Origin of the sequence: Reichenbachiella sp. (genome assembly GCF_039944555.1) — a bacterium.
GTDB lineage: Bacteria > Bacteroidota > Bacteroidia > Cytophagales > Cyclobacteriaceae > Reichenbachiella.
Genome location: NZ_JBDUYN010000008.1, coordinates 394,180 through 412,757, shown reverse-complemented (window position 1 = coordinate 412,757; position 18,578 = coordinate 394,180). Strand labels below are relative to the sequence as shown.

Below are 18,578 nucleotides of genomic sequence, written 5' to 3'. Positions count from 1 at the left end.
TTTATGGTCTATTACCCCCTGGTAATCGTTTCAGTTAAATTTAGGATTGTGTTGGTGATCACGGTCATAGAAGCCAATTCGACTGGATTGATTGTTTGATCCGGCTTTCTTCGACCAATACTCAGTAACTGTCCAGCCTCCTCCGGGTGCAGCTCGAAACCAGCCTGTTGTTGTTCGTACATTTCTTTGAGTATTTCCAATTCTTCTTTTTCGGCTCGCCTTGAGGTGGCCAGCTTGAAGGCCATCTGAACTCTGTTTTCAAAACCTTCTCCTCCTTCAAGAATTATTCGCTCGGCCAGTACCCTGGATGCTTCTACAAATTGAGGGTCATTCAACAAAACCAATGCCTGTAGAGGTGTGCTGGTGGATTGTCTTTTGACCGTACAATCGTTTCTTTCCGAGGCATCAAAAATCATCATGGATGGCGGAGGCACGGTTCGCTTCCAGTAAGTGTACAGACTTCTTCTATATAAATCATTCCCCATGCCTTCTATATAGCTGGCCAGACCTCTTCCTGAGGTGACTTCCGCCCATAGTCCGGCAGGCTGATAAGGTTTGACAGAAGGGCCGCCAATTTGATTGACTAATAATCCACTAATGGCCAGGGCATGATCTCTAAGCATTTCGGAAGAGAGTCTAAATCTACTTCCGCGGGCAAGCCATAGATTTTCAGGATCAATTTCAAGTTTTTCAGGAGTAATGTCTGAGGCTTGCTGATAGGTGGCAGACATGACTATTTGTTTCATGGCCTTTTTGAGATCCCAGCCAGACTCCATGAAATCAACGGCCAGCCAGTCGAGTAATTCCGGATGAGTTGGTAACTCTCCCTGACTGCCAAAGTCATTGGGTGTTGGGACAATACCCATACCAAAGAGTAATTGCCAATACCTGTTTATTGCAACTCTAGCTGTGAGCGGATTGTTTTCAGAAACCAACCACTGTGCGAGTCCAAGTCTATTTTTTGGTAGATGGTCGGGGAATTCAAGTACGGATTGGATGGTGCCCGGAGACACCGGCTCACCGTGATTTTCGTATCCCCCTCTTTCCAAAATATAGGCTTGTCTAGGTTCCTTCATTTCCTCCATGACCATGACTTCATTGGCTGTCGGGTCATTCAAAAATTCTTTTCTTTGCTCGCCTAAATACTTGTTCATTGTATGCTTTTTGTATGAAGCATCTTGCTTATATAGATAGTGATAGAAAAGTTTTTGGTCATCTTGCTCGCTTCTTGGTGTGGATGCCAGCGTGCGCTGAATAGGATTATATTGGTGTACTTGTACAACTTCCGTATCATTGAGTACACTTTCATATATACTGAGCTCATCAATTTTACATTTACCCAGCGCATGATTGCCACCTCGAGATCCTATTTTCATGCTGTTGCCACTCAATATAGATCCGCTGAGATTATCTGTTTCAACCGTTGTGCTTTGCAATTCACCGTCCAAATAGATTTTGATACCTTCGGCTTTGCCTTTTCCATTGTAAGAAACCATCACGTGGGTCCATTTCATTGGGTGGATGGGTTGTTTGGTGACTACACTAATTGCATTAAATGGCCAGTTGTTTACCAGGTGCACGGCCAGTTTGTTCTTGTCTAGAAACAGATCAAATCCTTTCATTCCATTCCCTTTATTGATTTTGTCCATTTTGGCCAAAATGGCACCGTCGCCGGTTAGCGTTGAAGTTTGAAGCCAGAAACCAATACTAAAAGGTTGATTGTATTCTGGTGAGAAGGTATTGTCTAGTTCAAAGTAACTGGAGCCGTCTAATTCTAGTGCTCGGCTATATATCCCTTCATTGAAATATGATTCCTCACTTCCCGGGCGTTTCGGATCAACTGTTAGCCGTTTGACCTCCGATTGAATGCCATCTAAACCAAAATAGGTAAGCATATTTACCGGAAGCTCGTTAGGGTTGCTATTCTGGTTGGCGGTCCAACTGGCCTCTAGCTGCCTCCAGTCCTTTTTGACTTCTTTCTCCCGCTGGTATATTTTCTTGCTTTCTTCTGCGATGAGTTTATTCAGATAAGTTTTGACTTCCTGAATTTTGCTTTCAGGTACTTTGAGTAGTGGCTTTACTGGTTCATCATATTCAATTCTTCCTTTTTCTGGTACATTGTTGAAAAAAGCAAACATTTGATAGTACTCTTTGGTCGAGATTGGATCGTACTTATGATCATGACATCGTGCACAACTCACCGTCAGACCCATGAAAGCGGTACCTGTGGTGTTGGTTCTGTCTGCAACATATTCCACTCTGAATTCTTCGTCTATAATACCTCCTTCTTGATTGACCCGGTGATTCCGGTTGAAGCCGGTGGCTAATATTTGCTCATAGGTGGCATTTTCAAATAGATCTCCTGCGATCTGCCATTGGATAAAATTGTCATAGGGCATGTTGTCGTTAAATGCCTTGATTACCCAATCTCTCCAGGGCCACATATTTCTTTTCAAATCATCCTGATAGCCGTGAGTGTCTGCATATCTGGCAACATCGAGCCACTCATTCGCCATTCGTTCGCCATAGGCGGATGAAGACAGCAGCCGGTCTACTACTTTTTCAAATGCGTTAGGTGATTGGTCACTCATGAATTCGTCAATTTCTTCCAAGGATGGTGGGAGTCCTGTCAGATCAAAGGTTACACGCCTGAGCAATTGTTCTTTTGAGGCAGGGGCTTCGGGTTCAAGGCCGACTTCTTCCAACTTGCGAAGTACAAAGGCGTCAATAGGAGTTTTTAGCCAGTTTTTACTTTTTACCTGAGGTTCGTTATTCTTTACAGGTGGGATAAATGCCCAGTGTTTTTTCCATTGGGCTCCTTGCTCTATCCATTTAGTAATCAGTTTTTTCTCATAATTGGATAAAGTAAGATTAGACTCTGGTGGAGGCATGACCTCCTTAGGATCCGGATGATGTATTCTCTTTACGACTTCGCTGCTGTCAGGATGATTCGGTACTATGGCATATCTGTCCTTATCCTCTCCAATAGCTTCGAAAGCTCCTTCTGGCGTGTCCAAACGCAAGCCACTCAATCGGGAACCCTTATCTGGCCCATGACAAGCGAAGCATCGGTCTGATAAAATGGGCTTGATGTGAAAATTGAAATCAACTACATCTGGTAATTCATTATTGCCTGATATGGCTATAGAAGGAGGTGTTGTAGAGCATGAATGTAGCCCTATACTTATGGCCACCAGACCGCTGATTACCCATGTTTTTTTAATCCTTTTTATCATAGTGCGAAATCAATAATATGATTTAAATCACTATTTTATCGGGAAGGGGCTTATGAGAAGGGTTACAAAATGGGTTACAGCTTGATTTCTTTTAAAAAATTAATGAATAAGGTCATGAAAAGACTTAGGGTATGCCTCATCGAACACCTTTTTGTATTTCTCTTGAAATCTGTCAAATTCAGTTTTTGCTAAGCCGTGTTTTCCCAGGTTTGTCAATGCTGATAACTTTAAGGCTAATCCCTGGTCATTCAAATCGTCGAATAGCAGTACTACTTGTGAAATCTCAAGCAATAGTTCGGCATCCTGTTTTGCGTCCAGGTATTCAGTTTGACCCAAAAGGGTATCCAGGACATCATTGATGAATTCGGCCTTTTTTGTATCGAGCCATTCCATTTGCATGTTGGGCAGGATTGTTCCTCTTTTGAGTAAAGCTATCATTTGCTGAAGAGCGGCCATGGGAAATTGTTCGCCATATCTATATTTCAAAGTGTAATAGTCCAGCACATCACAATATACTTCTTCGCGAAAATTCAAACTCCATTTGTCATTGCTGAATCTCAGCTCCATGCCTCCGATCTTTTCAAGGACTTGACGCAAACGTTGGATGGTTACTCCCCTCGAATTTTTGGCTTTCGCCGGATCCATGAGGGGCCACAAGACATGGGTCAATGTTTTTGTACCTATACCTCTAAGCTCGCCTGTGTTGGTAAGGAGAAGAAGTATCATTAATTCTCTCAATTTTGGACTAAATAATTTACTCAAATCCTTACCCCTATGGATGATAGTGAATCCGCCGAGCAAATAAATCTGGGTATTAGTAGCGGGGGTTGAGCTGCCCTTAGTGGGTTGATACTTTATTGGCTGATTACTTTTTACTTGCAACACTTTTTTGATGACAAAGAAGCTTAGTAGAGCGAATAGTACAAACAGCGTCCAACTCAGCTGTTTCGAGTGTTTCGCAAAAAAACTGGTAGCGTTTTTAGGCTCACCTTCGTCCAGGTGATAGGGTGGAAACAATAAAGAGTAGATTTTAGTCTCTGATTGCTTTCTATCATCAGACATTTTAACCGCCGCAAAAAGCTCTTTTGTAGGTTTATTGAGGCTTAGCAGTACATCAGAATAATCCATTCTTGTGGCGGAATATGGAATACTATCTGAGACCACCTCATAGGTAGGTTTGTGAAGTGAAAACCGTATTAAGGCCAGACTGCCATCGGTATCAAAATTTCGATAAGATAAACCATAAAAACTACTATCTGAAGGGTTGACTACTAAATTATTAGTCGGAAGAAAATGATTGTCAGGAGGATCAAGCTCCCAAATTTTGGAAACAGTACTATCCGTTAGATCGATTTGAAAGAGATCATAGAAATTCTGTTGGCCAAGCTCCTGTTTGCCGGACTCATTACCGATTCCTCCAAAGATATAAAACTGACCGGGCTTCAATCCTTTTCCAACACTGACGTGATAACGGGGCCAGATTTTGTCTCCGCTTAGTGGCACTTGTTTCCAATTTTGGTCAGTTCTGTCAAATTTCCATAAATCATTTTTCATAGTAAAGAAACCATATCCACCAAAGACATATAGACTACTGTCCAGCGGATTGATGAAAGCCGAATGCTTCCATATTTGCTGTTTGACTTCTTTTTTATCATTCAATGGGATCCAGGATGATTCAGTATCCTGATAAATGTGCATTCCGGTAGGCTGCAGGTCGTATAGTAGAAGTTCATGAGTGAGGTAATTATATATACCCTTTTTAGCAGGATCAGTGACTGTCAGCGATGCATTGTAAGATATGACATCCTGAAAACTGTGCGGAATGAAGTAGCGTTCGATGCGGTCATTGCTGATGATATTGATGCTTTGGTTGTCAGCATTATAGACCAGTCCAGGCATCATATCACCATTGAGTGTGGCCTTTTCTTCCCAGTTAAAGTATTTTGAACGAATCCAGCTTGGGTTGCTAATTTGTATGTGCCAGTTCCCAATTTCATCATGAGCAGTTTGCTCCGCTTTTTCATTGAGCAGCCACTGATGCAATACTTTTTCGTCCGCTGTGTAGATAATATTTTTTAACGCAAATGGAGGGATCTCGAAAGTTTGATTGCTTGTATTTTTATTTAGACCGAAGGTCAGAGATTGGAATCGATAAGGTTGTCGATGGAAAATCGTAGTATCATTCAACTTCAGCTGTATTCCTTCTTCAAAATTTAATTGAATTGAATGCCATTGATTCCTTGCCATTTTCTCTGCTGGTACGGATAAAGAAATCAATTCTTGACTTTCGTTAAATACTAATTTTAAAGTTGGGCCCTCCGCTTCATGCGGTAGATAAATAAGGTCTAGTTTGTTATTGTCTTGGCTCAGGCTACGAAAAATATATCCGAATTTGTCTGCCTGCCACATCGAAAGCTCGAATTCAAGCTTTTGCTTTTTATGGACATTAAAAGAATGATTCAAACTAAGATCAAGGGAAGTTCTTTCATTCTGCGGATAAGCATAGGATTTGAATAACAAGCCGTAATAGTCTTCATTGGCTATAGAGGGATGAGAAAATAGTGTGAGTGTGGTTATTAATTTTAATAAAAAACCACAACACATATAAAGAGAATATCTCACAGCTGTATTTCTAATTTCTCTGTTGACATCGTGTACAATTTCAATACCCAGCCATACAAAAAGCCACGTTTTCAAAAATAAACAATATTGCCATGCTCTATGAAAAGGAAATGAGTATTTCGAAGGCAACAGCAGAAATAAAATTTGAGTGAAAACCTAATTGCCTGAATGGTCTGCCTCCTGTCATAGTATTTCTTCTTACGTATTCTCGTTGTACCTTTAACCGAACTTTCAAAATCCCTATATATTGAAAAATACAGTCTTCCTCTTTGCTCTGCTGTCTTGTATCCGCGTTCAAGTGTTTGCTCAGGAATATCCATTGGAAACCGTCATCCAGCGCGGTCATCGTGCGGCAGTTAGAGCAGTTGCGTATAGCCCGGACGGTAAGTTTCTGGCAACCGGCAGTCGGGACAATAGCATCAAACTCTGGCAAGTATCAACTGGCAGAGAGATACGCACATTTCTTGGTCATCTCAATCCGGTAAATACGCTGACATTCGACCCAACCGGTCAGTGGTTGGCCAGTGGTTCGTCCGACAACTCAATAATGATTTGGGAAGTAGCTACAGGAAAAGTAAGAACTAAAATTACCGGCCATAAGAAGCGTGTGTCCTCCTTAGATTTTAGTGCAGATGGCGCGCTGCTGGCATCCGGCGGATGGGACAGACTGGTATATGTATGGAATGCAGCCTCCGGAGAAAAGGTAGGTGAGTACAAAGGGAATCCAGCAACAGGCATTGGTGTTGGTGTTCAAGTGTTGTTTTCTAAAGACAGTAAAAAACTGATTACGGGCAATGATGACGGCAAGATTATTATTTATGATTTGGAATCTGGTATGGCTGGAGACACCTTAAGAAACATTAGTCCCAGTTCTTGCGGTGGATGTCCTAGTTTTATTCAACTCAGTGAAAATGGGTCAGAGTTGATTTCGGCAAGCCGGAGTGGTCCTGTCACGCTATGGAATTTGAAGTCAGGCAAAAAAATCAAAGAATATGGCGCAGAAGCAAAAGAGTACACTGCTGTCGGCATGAAAGGAAACACAGTATTCGTGTCTGATGAAGATACGGTGAAGTTGTGGAATAGAGCTGGGCAATTGGTTAAAAAAATTCTCTTAGCAGACACTGAAATCAATTCCGCAACTCTTACTCCGGATGGTAAATATGTGGCAGCTGCCACCAATGACAGAATCACCAGAATCTGGAATGCTCAAAGTGGTAAAATACAAAAATCGTTGAAAGGCTTTTTGAATGAAGCTGTTGACAATGGGCTAGGATTAGATCCTGAGTCTTACTGGCAATACAACATCAGCCGATATGTGAGTTATCGAGAGACGATTAAAGTTTCACCAGACGAGAAGTACGTAATCAAGGCCGTGGGCACTGTTGCTCAACTTTGGGACTTGACAAAAGGGAGAGTGATTAGATCGTTTGAAGGACATGAGAGCGGGGTAACATGCTTCGAGTTTTCCCTTGACGGAAAACATATCTTCACAGGCAGCGGTGACAAGACCATCAAAATGTGGGAAATAGCAACCGGCAAGGAAGTAAAGACTTTCAAAGGGCACAGAGAACTTATTTTTGAATTGGCCCAGAGCCAAAATGGAAAATTTTTGGTCTCTGGCAGCTGGGATGCTACGGCCAGGCTTTGGGATATCAGTTCAGGAGAGGAAATTAAAGCCTATCGGATGGATCAGAATTCACCTTACTCGTTGTCTTTCGCCCAAAATGATTTGTATTTCGTGGTTGGAAGTTTGGGCAAAGATCTGAAGCTGATAGAAATAGACACCGGCGAGCCGGCACGGATTTTTGTAGGACATACAGAAATAGTGTCTGATCTTCAGGTACGTGATGGTCAGGTGCTAACGAGCAGTTGGGACGGAAAGGCCAAACTCTGGGAGTTAGCTTCCGGGCTCAGTATTCAGAAATATGTTGGGCACACAGGGCAAATCTACACTGCTTCTTTTGACGAAGGGGGTAAATGGATTGTCACAGCAGGCTCTGACCGCATTGTGCGAATTTGGAATATTGATTCTGGAGAGATCGTCAAGACATTCGAAGGACATACTGATGCCATTACGGCGGCGCAATTTATCCATCAGGACAAACACTTAATCACACACAGCCTTGATGGTACTACACGGATTTGGGACATAGCCACGGGAAAAGAGATCATTTCACATATTTTATTAAACGACAAGGATTGGCTCGTTACCAATAGAAACGGATATTTTGATGCAACGGAAAAAGCCAAGCAAAACATATTTTTCGTTCGGGGTCTCAAAAGTTATTCACTTGATCAATTCTTTGAAGACTTTTATAAACCTGGCATTTTGGGAGAGTCATTAAAACAAGGCGGGTTACTCAATGACAATATCGATATCAAATCCAAACTGAAGAACTCACCACCTCCTAGTGTTGAGATTATATCACCATCTTCCGGTGAGCACCTGACTAAAAGTGAAATAGATGTGATGGTCAAAATAACTGATGAAGGAGGAGGATTGGACGAGGTGAAGCTTCTTCACAATGGCAAGCGTCTTCCAGGGCACGATCGTATGGCTAGTACAAAACCAAAACCTGGTAAATCGGTTTTTCACCATTATCCTGTTCAGCTGGTGCCGGGCAAAAATGTGATTTCGATTTCCGCTTTTAGCGAAGAGCGTATTGAGTCCGAATTGACCCTGCGAGAGTTGTTTGTTGATGGCATTCATGAAGATATCACATGCCACGTGATGGCGATAGGGATCAACAAGTATAAAAACCCGAGCCTAGATCTAAACTATGCGCTGGAGGATGCAGAGGCGTTTTTGAAATTGGTGAAAACCAAAGGAAAAAAACTATTCAACAAAACTCAGGTCTATTCACTTTTCAATGAAGAGGCCACAAAGGAAAACATGCTGGCCATGCTCGATGATATAGCCGCCAATGCCAGGCCTCAGGATGTATTTTTCTTTTATTATGCCGGTCATGGTAGTATGGTAGAAGGCAACTTCTATTTTATCCCAACAGAAAACATCAGGCTTTATGATTTTGACTTGCTGACGAATGAGGCCGTAAATGCCGCTACACTACAACAAAAATTTGCCAACATCAGCGCCCTCAAGCAACTGGTGGTACTAGATGCTTGTCAGTCCGGTGGGTCCACCGAACTACTAGCCGTACGGGGTGCGAGTGAAGAAAAAGCCATGGCACAGCTATCACGAAGTTCAGGAGTGCATGTGCTGGCGGCCTCAGGCAGTGAGCAGTTTGCCACTGAGTTTGCTGAATTAGGACATGGCCTGTTCACTTATGTGCTATTAGAAGCCTTAAGTGGTGCTGCAGACGGAGCTCCCAAAGATGGAAGGGTTACCATCTACGAACTCAAAGCCTATATTGACTCGCAGGTGCCAGAGTACTCCAGTCAATACAAGGGCAAACCTCAATATCCGGTGACTTATTCACGAGGACAGGACTTTCCGGTGGTGATAGAATAGTCAGTTTGAATTTGCACGGCGGAATTTATAGTTTCACTTTCCATGTTTAGGCTTGGACAAGATATCTTCGGCCATCTCGATCGAATAAAAAGTAGTTGAGCATGAGGTAATCTGGATGCCAACGGCATTTTTTTTTTTAATACAATAGTTATTAGGTTATCAATATGATTAAATATCTCTGGCTTATTCTCGCATTACTTCTCATTTCGAATTTGGGCTTTGGTCAGCCGTCAATCCCAACAATTTGGGCAACTCAGGCAACATATGAAACCATCACTGCCGAGGATGAACTGCATCCAGCATTGATACTCAGCGACAAGCGCTATGTTGAGTTTGTAGAGGAGGACTTTCAAATTTTTCGCAGACTGACCAACTACAAGAAAATTCATCTTAATAATGATCTGGCAACATCAGAGTATCGATACGTGTATGTTCCGTTGAATATTAGTAGAAACCTACTCGATTTAAAAATCAGGACAGTCCAGTCAGACGGGCGCGTCATCTCTACTAAATATGAAGGAAACAGATCGATAGGTGCTTGTCCTTGGGGAGGAACATGTGAAATGTTTGAAGCCAAAGGGGCAATCCCGGGAGCACAGATAGAATACATGTATGTGTACCTTGATCAATATTGGTCCTACGGGCGTGAGGTTTTTCAGCAAGAACTACCTGTAAAATCTATGGATTTTCGCATTTTTCATCCAGACAATATGTCTTTCATGACTAAAGCTTACAATTCGCCTAAATCAGGGAATGATCCCTCAATCCAAACCTTTCAAATTGATCCTTATATTCCTGAGCACTATGCTGTGCCTCAGGCCGATAGATTTCGCATCGATTATAAAATCATCAATAGAAACATGGGAGCTACCAATAACTGGATTCCCATAGTTGGAGAGATTGTAGACAATCTCATAGACACTACCACTTCTGTATATTTCGATCAATTCGTCCTTGGAATAAATAGGTATGCACAAGAGGAGGATCAGATTAAGGCCATTGAAACGGTTATCAAAAATAGTTTTACCATCGTGAATGAACCCGATTTGAGATTGATTGAAGTGGATAGCGTGTTGAAATATCGTCGAACTAACGCTCTAGGCATCTCTAGGTTAATGCTAAAATCACTTAAACACTTTGGGATCAATCCTGAGATAGTGGCAACATGCGATCGAAACCTGGCGCAATTTGATCCTGATTTTCCGACCTACTTGAACGTAAAGGAGATTCTATTTTATTTTAATAAGTGGGAAAAATTCATTTCTCCCTATTCAATGGAATATAAACTTGGATTTGCTCCGCCTCAATTGGCGCATAATCAAGGTTTGTATATTTATTATGATGAGAAGCAAAATGAATTGAGATCCAGAATGGATCAAATTCCGATCGCCTCTGCAGACGATAATCGGTTAGGCGTTACTACTCGATTCCATATAAATGAAGACTGGAATGTACTCAATCTTCATAAGGTTAATTGGTATCAAGGATATCGGGCGTACAATTTGAGAGGGGCAATAAGGCAACAGGGTAAGCATATCCTCTCGGATTTAGTCCGAGCTGAAATAGATGAAACAAAAGTGGATAGCATTTGGGTCGTAAACGATGACCTGGAGAGCAATTATGAAAACGAGGTATTAGAAATACATGCCAAATTGCAAAGTAATAGCCTCTTTGAAAAGAATGGGGAAGCCTATAGCTTATCTATTGGTAAAGTTTTGGGCCCTCAGACTGAACTGACCGACCCTGGTTTTCGCAGTAACCCAATCGAGCTTGAATCTCCTTTGTCTTATCAGCACACCTTTTTGGTAGATGTGCCAAAAGGTTATAAGGCCGTAAATCTGGATGCCTTTGTTATCGACAGAATACTCGATGTGGAAGGGGATGTAATTGCTTCGTTTCATTCTGAATTTGAGGTTTCTGATCAGAAGATCACGATTAGGGTTTCAGAAAACTATCACGAGGTCTCAATCAACAAAAAACATTACAGGGAATTCAAAGAAGTGGTGAATGCGGCAGCGCAGTTTTATCAACTAAAGTTAAATTTTAAAAAAGGATAAATCTATCATTGTAATCTTGACTCATCCAAATTAGCAAGGTCGATTTTTACTTTTTAACAGTTCATAGTTCAGTGGGAGAACTGGCTTTGACCAGGACGATTTCTACAGTTCCAGCTTTTTCAATTAATGCAATTATAAATAGTGTGTTCACGCTACGTTTCGTTGGTGGCTCCATTGGTAGATATATTCAGACATGAAATTTTGAATGAAAATAGAATGAATCCAATTCTACGATGTAATTTAGTATTGATCAACACTACACTTTATGCTAAAATTTCAAAGGGTGCTTTGTATCCTTTTATTCATTGTCACCCATCAAATATTTTCTCAAACCCATTCGATCGATAGTCTTCAGCTCACTTTGAGGACATCAACCGGCCATGATAGGATAGACATTTTGAATAGTCTAATGGCACTCTATAAGTGCGATAACGACAGTGTTGCATTGACATATTATCAATCAATAACAAAATCACCCGCCTTTGAGAGCTATCCTCGTGGACTGGCAAAGGCCCTAGAGAACTATGGTGATATCAAACATTGCTTAGGAGAATTGGATAGTACAATTCATTACTATAAAAAAGCGGTCAAAATCGGGCAAGACCATGAGTTAGAGAAGGACCTGGGACAACTGCTCAGCAGTTTGGGTTATTTCTATCAATCTGCCGGCAACTTTGATTCAAGTACTTATTATTTGAGAAGAGGGAAGGACTTTGCAAAAAAAGTAGGAGACAGTCTTTCTATTGGTTCCACCAGCGTTGGTTTAGGAATTATGTATCAGCACAGAGGACAAATTGATTCTGCCATGAATAACTATATATATGCACTAAGAATTGCTGAACAAATAGACGAAAAGCCTCTTGCCATTACGGCAAAACTCAATATCGCCACCTTATATTATGACCACCAACCACATAAACTGAGAACATCTGATTTTTTGGAAATGCTTCAAATTACTCGTGATATTGGGGATGTGGCAAGGGAAATTAGCGTGCTCGAATGGCTCGGTTATCTCAAAACGGATAGCGGAGAATTTGATCTGGCTCTCAAGTATTTCGAAGAAGGTTTGGAAGTAAATCAGAAGGAAAAGAATAAGAATAGTGAGGTGCAATTATTGCAGGGCATTTCCTACGCTCATAATATGTCAGGTAATTATCAGCAAGCTATACTGTCTAATAATCAAGTGATTGAAATTGCCCATTCCTTAGGTTACGATCAATATTTGCCGTCAGCTTATGCCAATAATGTCACAAATTATATTGCATTGAAAGCATACAAAAAAGCAATTGATGAGGGGCTAAGGGCAATTGAAGTCGGGGAAAAATCAAGACAAAAGGAACTGTATTATAAAGTGTATAAGGATTTGGCAGTTGCTTATAGAGAACTTGGCGATTTCAAAGGAGCCTATAAGGCTCAATTTGAATACACCAAGCTCAGCAATGAAATACTTGATGCAACAAAGTCAAAACAATTGACAGAATTAGAAACCAAATATGAGACGGAAAAGAAGGAAGCCGAAATTGCTGCGTTGTCACAACAATCAACGATTCAAGCCTTAGAAATTAAGCAAAAAAATATAGCCATTTTAGTCGGAGTGATTTTGCTCGTTTTAATAGCAAGCGGAGTGTATATGGTGTTGAGGCAGCGAACCTTGAAGAGCAAGCAGGCACAAATGGAGCTGGAGCAGCGCTTTCTTCGCTCCCAACTCAATCCCCATTTTATTTCCAATGCCCTGCTGGCAGTGCAAAATTTCATGCTAAAGAAGCAACCTGAAGAGGCTGCAATTTATCTTTCTAAGTTTTCAAAACTGATGAGAGAAACACTGGAAAACTCACGACAGGAATTCATTCTTTTGGAAGACGAATTGCAGATGTTGACCAATTTCATGGATATCCACAAAATGCGAATGGATGACGCCTTTGATTATCAAATTCATATAGGCGACAACATCGATCCTGAAACAGATACCATACCCCCTATGTTTGTTCAGCCCTTTGTGGAAAATGCAATCGAGCACGGAATCTCGCAGGCCAAAGGCAAAGGGCAAATAAATCTTCATTTCGAAAAAGAAGGAGAATACATATCGATTGTTGTCAAAGACAATGGAGGAGGGTTCGAACAAAGCCGTCCGGGCGCTGGTGATCATACTTCCTTGTCTTCTACCATTATCCAGGAAAGAATGGATATCTTCAATAAAACACTGAAAAAAAAGATTCAGCTGATACTAGGAAATATAGAGGGAGAAGGAGGCGAAATACAGGGAACTAAGGTTGAATTGAAAGTGCCTTTCAGCTACATTTGAGTCTGATCTGATCAACATGCGTATAGTTCTAATTGATGATGATGCCATGGTTCGTGAGAACCTCAAAATTTTGCTTTCTCTCTATGCGAGTGAGTCACAAGTGGTAGGGGAGGCCAGTGGTGTGCAGGAGGGGTTAACTTGCATTCGCAATCACAAACCGGATATGGTCTTGCTCGATGTGGAAATGAAGGACGGAACCGGATTCGACTTGTTGTCCATTTATGGGCCTCTTGATTTTAAGTTGATATTCGTGACCGGGCACGACGCCTATGCTATCAAGGCCTTTAAGTATAGTGCTATTGACTATGTACTGAAGCCGGTAGATCCGGACGACTTAAAATCAGCCCTGGAAAAAGCCGCTCAAACTCACGATTCTGATGTTCAAAACCTGAAAGTAGCTAATCTGGTTCAAAACAAAAGCACTCCGTCATTCGACCAAAAAATCATTCTCAAGGATGCCGAAACGGTATATTTGGTATCGGTAAAAGATATTATCAGATGTGAATCTGAAGCTAATTACACGAAATTTTTTCTCTTAGATGGCCGCATGGTGATGGTGTCTAAAACCATGAAAGAGTTTGACAAACTTTTTGAGGGCCAATCTTTTTTTAGAGCCCACCAATCGCACTTGATCAACCTGCTTCATTTTGATAGGTATGAAAAAAAAGAGGGAGGAATCGTCCATATGAAAGATGGAAGTACACTTCCAGTAGCTATTCGTAAAAAGGACGCACTGATGTCTGCATTAGAAGAGCTATAGACCTATGATGGCCTACAATCTTTCAAATACTAAATATACCTGAACGAATAATCGACGCACGGCATCGGATAATCATCTGTCAGATAATCACATTCGGCCACAAATATTTTTGTATACTTTTAATTAACAAGGTGTTTGTTATTAGAAAAAAAGAAAAATCATGAAGACCAAATTATTTTCGACTCTCCTTATTTATGTGGCATTTTTACTGACCGCCCATGCACAATCAGGTGTGGCTACTACTGCCATCAATGGAGACTATCAGCTGCTGGAAGCTGAGCGTTCAGCTCAGGGTCCGACCAAGATAAAAAAGATGGAGTACGGAGAAGTAAACGGGCAAAAAATGCTGGCCGCACTTGGTTGTGAAAAAGGATGCATTCCGGCCGTATATTCTTATCAGGAAGAAGCGAGTAAACAGTTAGGTATTCCTGTTTTTTTCAATAGTTACGGTCTTTATATGATCACCTATGACGAAGATAGCTTTGTGAGTTGTGCGCCAGGGACTCCTCTGGGCAAAGCTGTTTGGGACAAATTCAGCTATGTCAACTTCTATAGTAAAGACGATAAAAAAGTAGCTGACATGACAAAGCAGAAAGCTACTGAGTACGCCATTGCAATTTCTAAAAGGATGGCAGAAAAGTAAGATAACCATAGGCTGCAAGAAAATGGCCCAAAGGCCTATTGGCTTCATCATATCCAGTAGAGCGGGTTCTCTCAGCCTACAGACAGGTACACTCTCTAGATAGTAGCCTGTTCTTTTGAATCCGATATTAATTCCCATCGAATTACCTTTCTGCTTCGGTTCTTTTGCTTTTCAGGGGAATCTATCCGAATCAACAGCAGTTAATCTCCGTGCCGTTTCTTCCTACCTATTCTTTTCAGTTAGTCAAGTGGACAAACACTTTGCCTCCACCAAAACAAATAATAGATCATTCTCAACGAATAATCGAGAACACCATACGAATAATCATCTCGGCAAATCTGGTTGATTACCCCTCATATATTTGGTTTGGATTGATCACAAACCAGAGAAATCACATCTGGTTTTTTATTAATGAACGGATATAAAAGATCATGAAAAAAGTGAAAGAAAATAAAAGAAAGATGAAAAATGTATTAAATGGAATTTTTATGATGCTCGTGTTGGCGTCGTGTAGTGAAGACGATCTAATTCCAACTGTGGAACTGACCGTAGAAGACTTTTCAGCCTCAATAAATAACAACCCCAGTGCCGGGGATGTCATAGGTAACCTAAAGGCTGAAACCAACTTAGGAAGCCTTGCATTCTCACTAGAATCTGAGAGCGTATCGGGCGCCTTTCAATTGGACCAATCTTCCGGGGAACTGACTGTAGGAGATGCTTCTGTGTTCGACTATACCGTAAATGAGCAACTTACCGGCATGGCCAAAGTAGTCAACGGTGACGTAAGCAAAACGGTCAATATTAGTGTAGACGTCTCCGGCGTTGTCTCAGAAAACTTTACCAAAACAATAGCCGAGAACCCAGAAAATGAAGAGCATATAGGGAGTATATCCGCTACTACAAATGCTGGAGACTTTGTCTTTTCGATCATTGCCGAAGAGCCGGCTGGAGCGCTTACTGTTGATGCGAGTACGGGTGGACTAACAGTAAAAAATAAGCTCTTGTTTGATTACGAGGTCAGAACAGAGCTGACTGCAACCGTAAAAGTCTCTGCTGGGGATGTTTCTACGGAAGTAGGTGTCACCATTACGCTGACTGATGTTTTGCCAAGCTGGAATGTAATTGGCGAAGCGGCATTTTCAGCAGGAAAAGCCCATAATCAGAGCTTGGCCATATATGATGGAGTGCCCTATGTAGCCTACAGAGATGAAGAAAATGGAAACAAGACTACCGTTATGAAATTTGTGAATGACGAGTGGCAGGTTGTAGGTGCTGCAGGCTTTTCTGATGGATATGCCACTCACCAGAGCTTAACTTTTAATAATGGAATTCCATATGTAGCTTATAGAGACGATGTGAATGGAAGAAAAACGACCGTAATGAAGTTTGAAAATGACAGTTGGCAGTTGGTCGGGTCAAAAGGATTTGCTAAGAGATCTTACGCCGTATCCTTTACTTCGGAGTATCAAAGCCTGGTATTCAACAACGATGTGCCTTATGTCGCATATAAGGATTGGAGTAGGAGTGCAAAACTGACTGTAATGAAATATGATGGTAGTGACTGGGTGCTCGTAGGTACACCAGGTTTCTCAACTGGAGCAGCAAGCTATATAACGCTCAGATTCAACAACGACATTCCCTACGTAGCTTATCAAGATGATGGTAATGGCTCAGGAGTGACAGTGGCGAAATTTGAAACCAGTGATTGGTCTGTGGTAGGGACGGCCGGATTTAGTTCGGGCGAGGCGAGTCATGTACACATGATGTTCGACGGTGCCATTCCCCTTGTGGCTTTTTCTGATAACGACGAGGCCGGAAAGGTGACAGTAATGAAATACTCTGAAGGAGCATGGTCATTACTTGGTACGGCAGGATTTTCGCTGAGCAGCGGACAGTATATCAAAATGGGAATCATGGACAACAAATTTCATGTAGCCTTCCGCGATAGCTTCAATGGTGGAAAGGCGACTGTGATGAATTTCGATGGAAGTAACTGGTCGCCACTAGGTGACGCAGGTTTTTCTACAGGAAATGTCAATCACCTGGATATGATTGTTGACAATGATATTGCCTATGTGGTCTATCGCGATGACGCAGACAACATATCGAAGACCACGATGATGAGATACGACGATAAATAATAAGTAACGCGCTGAATAATGTAAAAGGCAGCCAAGTTGGCTGCCTTTTTTATGGACTCATATCCACCTGATGTATGTAAAAAAGGGCTATTTCAGGGTGCCAGATCCAGCTACGGATAATTTGTTTTGAACTGTGGGTGTGTTGGTTATCACATGATTGTGTGCAGGTATCTGCGTCAGTTGCAAGGTCATAGTTTGGAGCCCTCCCGGTTGACCCAAGTCCTGCGCCACTACCAGCGCCAATCAGTCTTCGACCTCTAAATTCTGGCAGACCGAAGGTGGTGGTGTCATTGTTCGCCACGAAGGCACCAACCTGTATTTCACTCAACTGGTGATCGTCATCACGAGCGAGCGGAAAAACTATTTCCATCATAAAAGCAATGACCAGGTATTTAACTATTTCAGAGTCAGGAGTAAGTCTAATACCGGTCTTGATGAGTTGTCGGAAAGAGAAAAAGAGTACATTAAGTGCCTGGCCGGTGGACTTAATGGTAAGACCATCTCCAATACATTATTCATCAGTGAGCATACAGTGAAGACTCATCGAAGAAATATTATGCACAAGCTACAAGTCAAAACCTCGGTGGAATTGATTCGCTTAGCTATGGAAAGCAAATTATATAGGTAATCCAATCAAGATTTAGACCCTAATTGGATTGATCACAGATTCTTGATTATTGACAAAAACTCTCCCTGCGCAGTTTTGGACTTATCTTTAGCATACCAGGTATGACTAAGCAGCGAAAAGTATTCGTAAGAAAAATCCCCTTTTGCTTTCATTTCATAGAGCATTTCCTGAACAGGTGCAGGTCTTGGGCCCCAGGTGCCTAATTCTTGTTTAGTCTCTGCATCGAGTACAATAAGTTTAGGTATGGATCTTCCACCATTCGTCAAATGACAATCCATGAGATCAAGATTTTCATCTCTCAATAGCAATCTCAGCGTGATATTGTCATTGGATTCAGCAATCTTATTAATCAGCGGTAAATTTTGTGCAGCATCACCGCACCAGCCCTCAGTTAAGACGATCCATTCTTGTTTGCTATCAATTTGACCTATAGCAAGCTTTAGGTCTTCTGATAATTGAATGATTTTATCCCATTTTTTCATCCTTTGAAGATTCAGCTGGGAAAAATTAATGAGAGATTCCGAGTGGTCTTCTCCTGTAGTTTTACCCACTTTAAGGCGCTCTTCTACTAGCATTCGATAAGATTTATAATCGACACTTTTGGCCAGGAGTTCTGGTGTTATGATTTCTCTGCATGCATCCATGATACTAACGGTTTCTTCTAAATTCCAATATCTAACCAATGAGAATAAGAAAAGGTTCAAAAAACCATGCTTA

At 41.5% G+C, this 18,578-nt stretch carries 10 protein-coding genes; 6 read left to right on the top strand and 4 right to left on the bottom strand.

Annotation, left to right across the window (positions count from 1 at the left end):
- Nucleotides 1–11 precede the first annotated feature (11 nt).
- Complete coding sequence (locus tag ABJD64_RS15400) at nucleotides 12–3,236, bottom strand: DUF1553 domain-containing protein (protein ID WP_348183084.1); 3,225 nt, start codon at nucleotides 3,234–3,236, stop codon at nucleotides 12–14.
- Between the two features lie 99 nt (nucleotides 3,237–3,335).
- Entirely contained in the window at nucleotides 3,336–5,933 is a 2,598-nt protein-coding gene (locus tag ABJD64_RS15395; RefSeq protein WP_348183082.1) for a hypothetical protein, read from the bottom strand.
- Nucleotides 5,934–6,105: 172 nt separating this feature from the next.
- Between ABJD64_RS15395 and ABJD64_RS15390 the strand changes: the two genes are divergently transcribed.
- The 6 genes from ABJD64_RS15390 (at nucleotide 6,106) to ABJD64_RS15365 (ending at nucleotide 17,233) form a co-directional block, all read left to right on the top strand.
- Nucleotides 6,106–9,330: a caspase family protein gene (locus ABJD64_RS15390; protein WP_348183081.1), complete on the top strand. Its 3,225-nt coding sequence runs from the start codon at nucleotides 6,106–6,108 to the stop codon at nucleotides 9,328–9,330.
- A 164-nt stretch (nucleotides 9,331–9,494) separates the two neighbouring features.
- Nucleotides 9,495–11,387, top strand: coding sequence for a hypothetical protein (locus ABJD64_RS15385; protein ID WP_348183079.1), 1,893 nt, complete (start codon nucleotides 9,495–9,497; stop codon nucleotides 11,385–11,387).
- Between the two features lie 265 nt (nucleotides 11,388–11,652).
- Entirely contained in the window at nucleotides 11,653–13,689 is a 2,037-nt protein-coding gene (locus tag ABJD64_RS15380) for a tetratricopeptide repeat protein (protein WP_348183077.1), read from the top strand.
- Nucleotides 13,690–13,705: 16 nt separating this feature from the next.
- Nucleotides 13,706–14,449 (top strand): LytTR family DNA-binding domain-containing protein, encoded by a 744-nt coding sequence (locus ABJD64_RS15375; RefSeq protein ID WP_348183075.1) that lies wholly within the window; start codon nucleotides 13,706–13,708, stop codon nucleotides 14,447–14,449.
- A 160-nt stretch (nucleotides 14,450–14,609) separates the two neighbouring features.
- The gene (locus tag ABJD64_RS15370) at nucleotides 14,610–15,092 is read left to right on the top strand and encodes a hypothetical protein (protein WP_348183073.1); all 483 of its coding nucleotides are present in this window, start codon (nucleotides 14,610–14,612) and stop codon (nucleotides 15,090–15,092) included.
- Nucleotides 15,093–15,553: 461 nt separating this feature from the next.
- Complete coding sequence (locus ABJD64_RS15365; protein WP_348183071.1) at nucleotides 15,554–17,233, top strand: cadherin repeat domain-containing protein; 1,680 nt, start codon at nucleotides 15,554–15,556, stop codon at nucleotides 17,231–17,233.
- Between the two features lie 49 nt (nucleotides 17,234–17,282).
- Here ABJD64_RS15365 and ABJD64_RS15360 read toward each other — a convergent pair whose 3' ends face one another.
- Together ABJD64_RS15360 and ABJD64_RS15355 are read right to left on the bottom strand one after the other, a co-directional pair.
- Nucleotides 17,283–17,606, bottom strand: coding sequence for a hypothetical protein (locus ABJD64_RS15360; protein WP_348183069.1), 324 nt, complete (start codon nucleotides 17,604–17,606; stop codon nucleotides 17,283–17,285).
- Nucleotides 17,607–17,893: 287 nt separating this feature from the next.
- Nucleotides 17,894–18,505 (bottom strand): thioredoxin family protein, encoded by a 612-nt coding sequence (locus tag ABJD64_RS15355; protein ID WP_348183067.1) that lies wholly within the window; start codon nucleotides 18,503–18,505, stop codon nucleotides 17,894–17,896.
- Nucleotides 18,506–18,578 lie beyond the last annotated feature (73 nt).

Coding starts and splice junctions, on each gene's coding strand:
- ABJD64_RS15400 (WP_348183084.1), bottom strand. CDS start 3,236: ATGATAAAAAGGATTAAAAAAACATGGGTAATCAGCGGTCTGGTGGCC.
- ABJD64_RS15385 (WP_348183079.1), top strand. CDS start 9,495: ATGATTAAATATCTCTGGCTTATTCTCGCATTACTTCTCATTTCGAAT.
- ABJD64_RS15380 (WP_348183077.1), top strand. CDS start 11,653: ATGCTAAAATTTCAAAGGGTGCTTTGTATCCTTTTATTCATTGTCACC.
- ABJD64_RS15375 (WP_348183075.1), top strand. CDS start 13,706: ATGCGTATAGTTCTAATTGATGATGATGCCATGGTTCGTGAGAACCTC.
- ABJD64_RS15370 (WP_348183073.1), top strand. CDS start 14,610: ATGAAGACCAAATTATTTTCGACTCTCCTTATTTATGTGGCATTTTTA.
- ABJD64_RS15365 (WP_348183071.1), top strand. CDS start 15,554: ATGAAAAATGTATTAAATGGAATTTTTATGATGCTCGTGTTGGCGTCG.
- ABJD64_RS15360 (WP_348183069.1), bottom strand. CDS start 17,606: ATGATGGAAATAGTTTTTCCGCTCGCTCGTGATGACGATCACCAGTTG.
- ABJD64_RS15355 (WP_348183067.1), bottom strand. CDS start 18,505: ATGGATGCATGCAGAGAAATCATAACACCAGAACTCCTGGCCAAAAGT.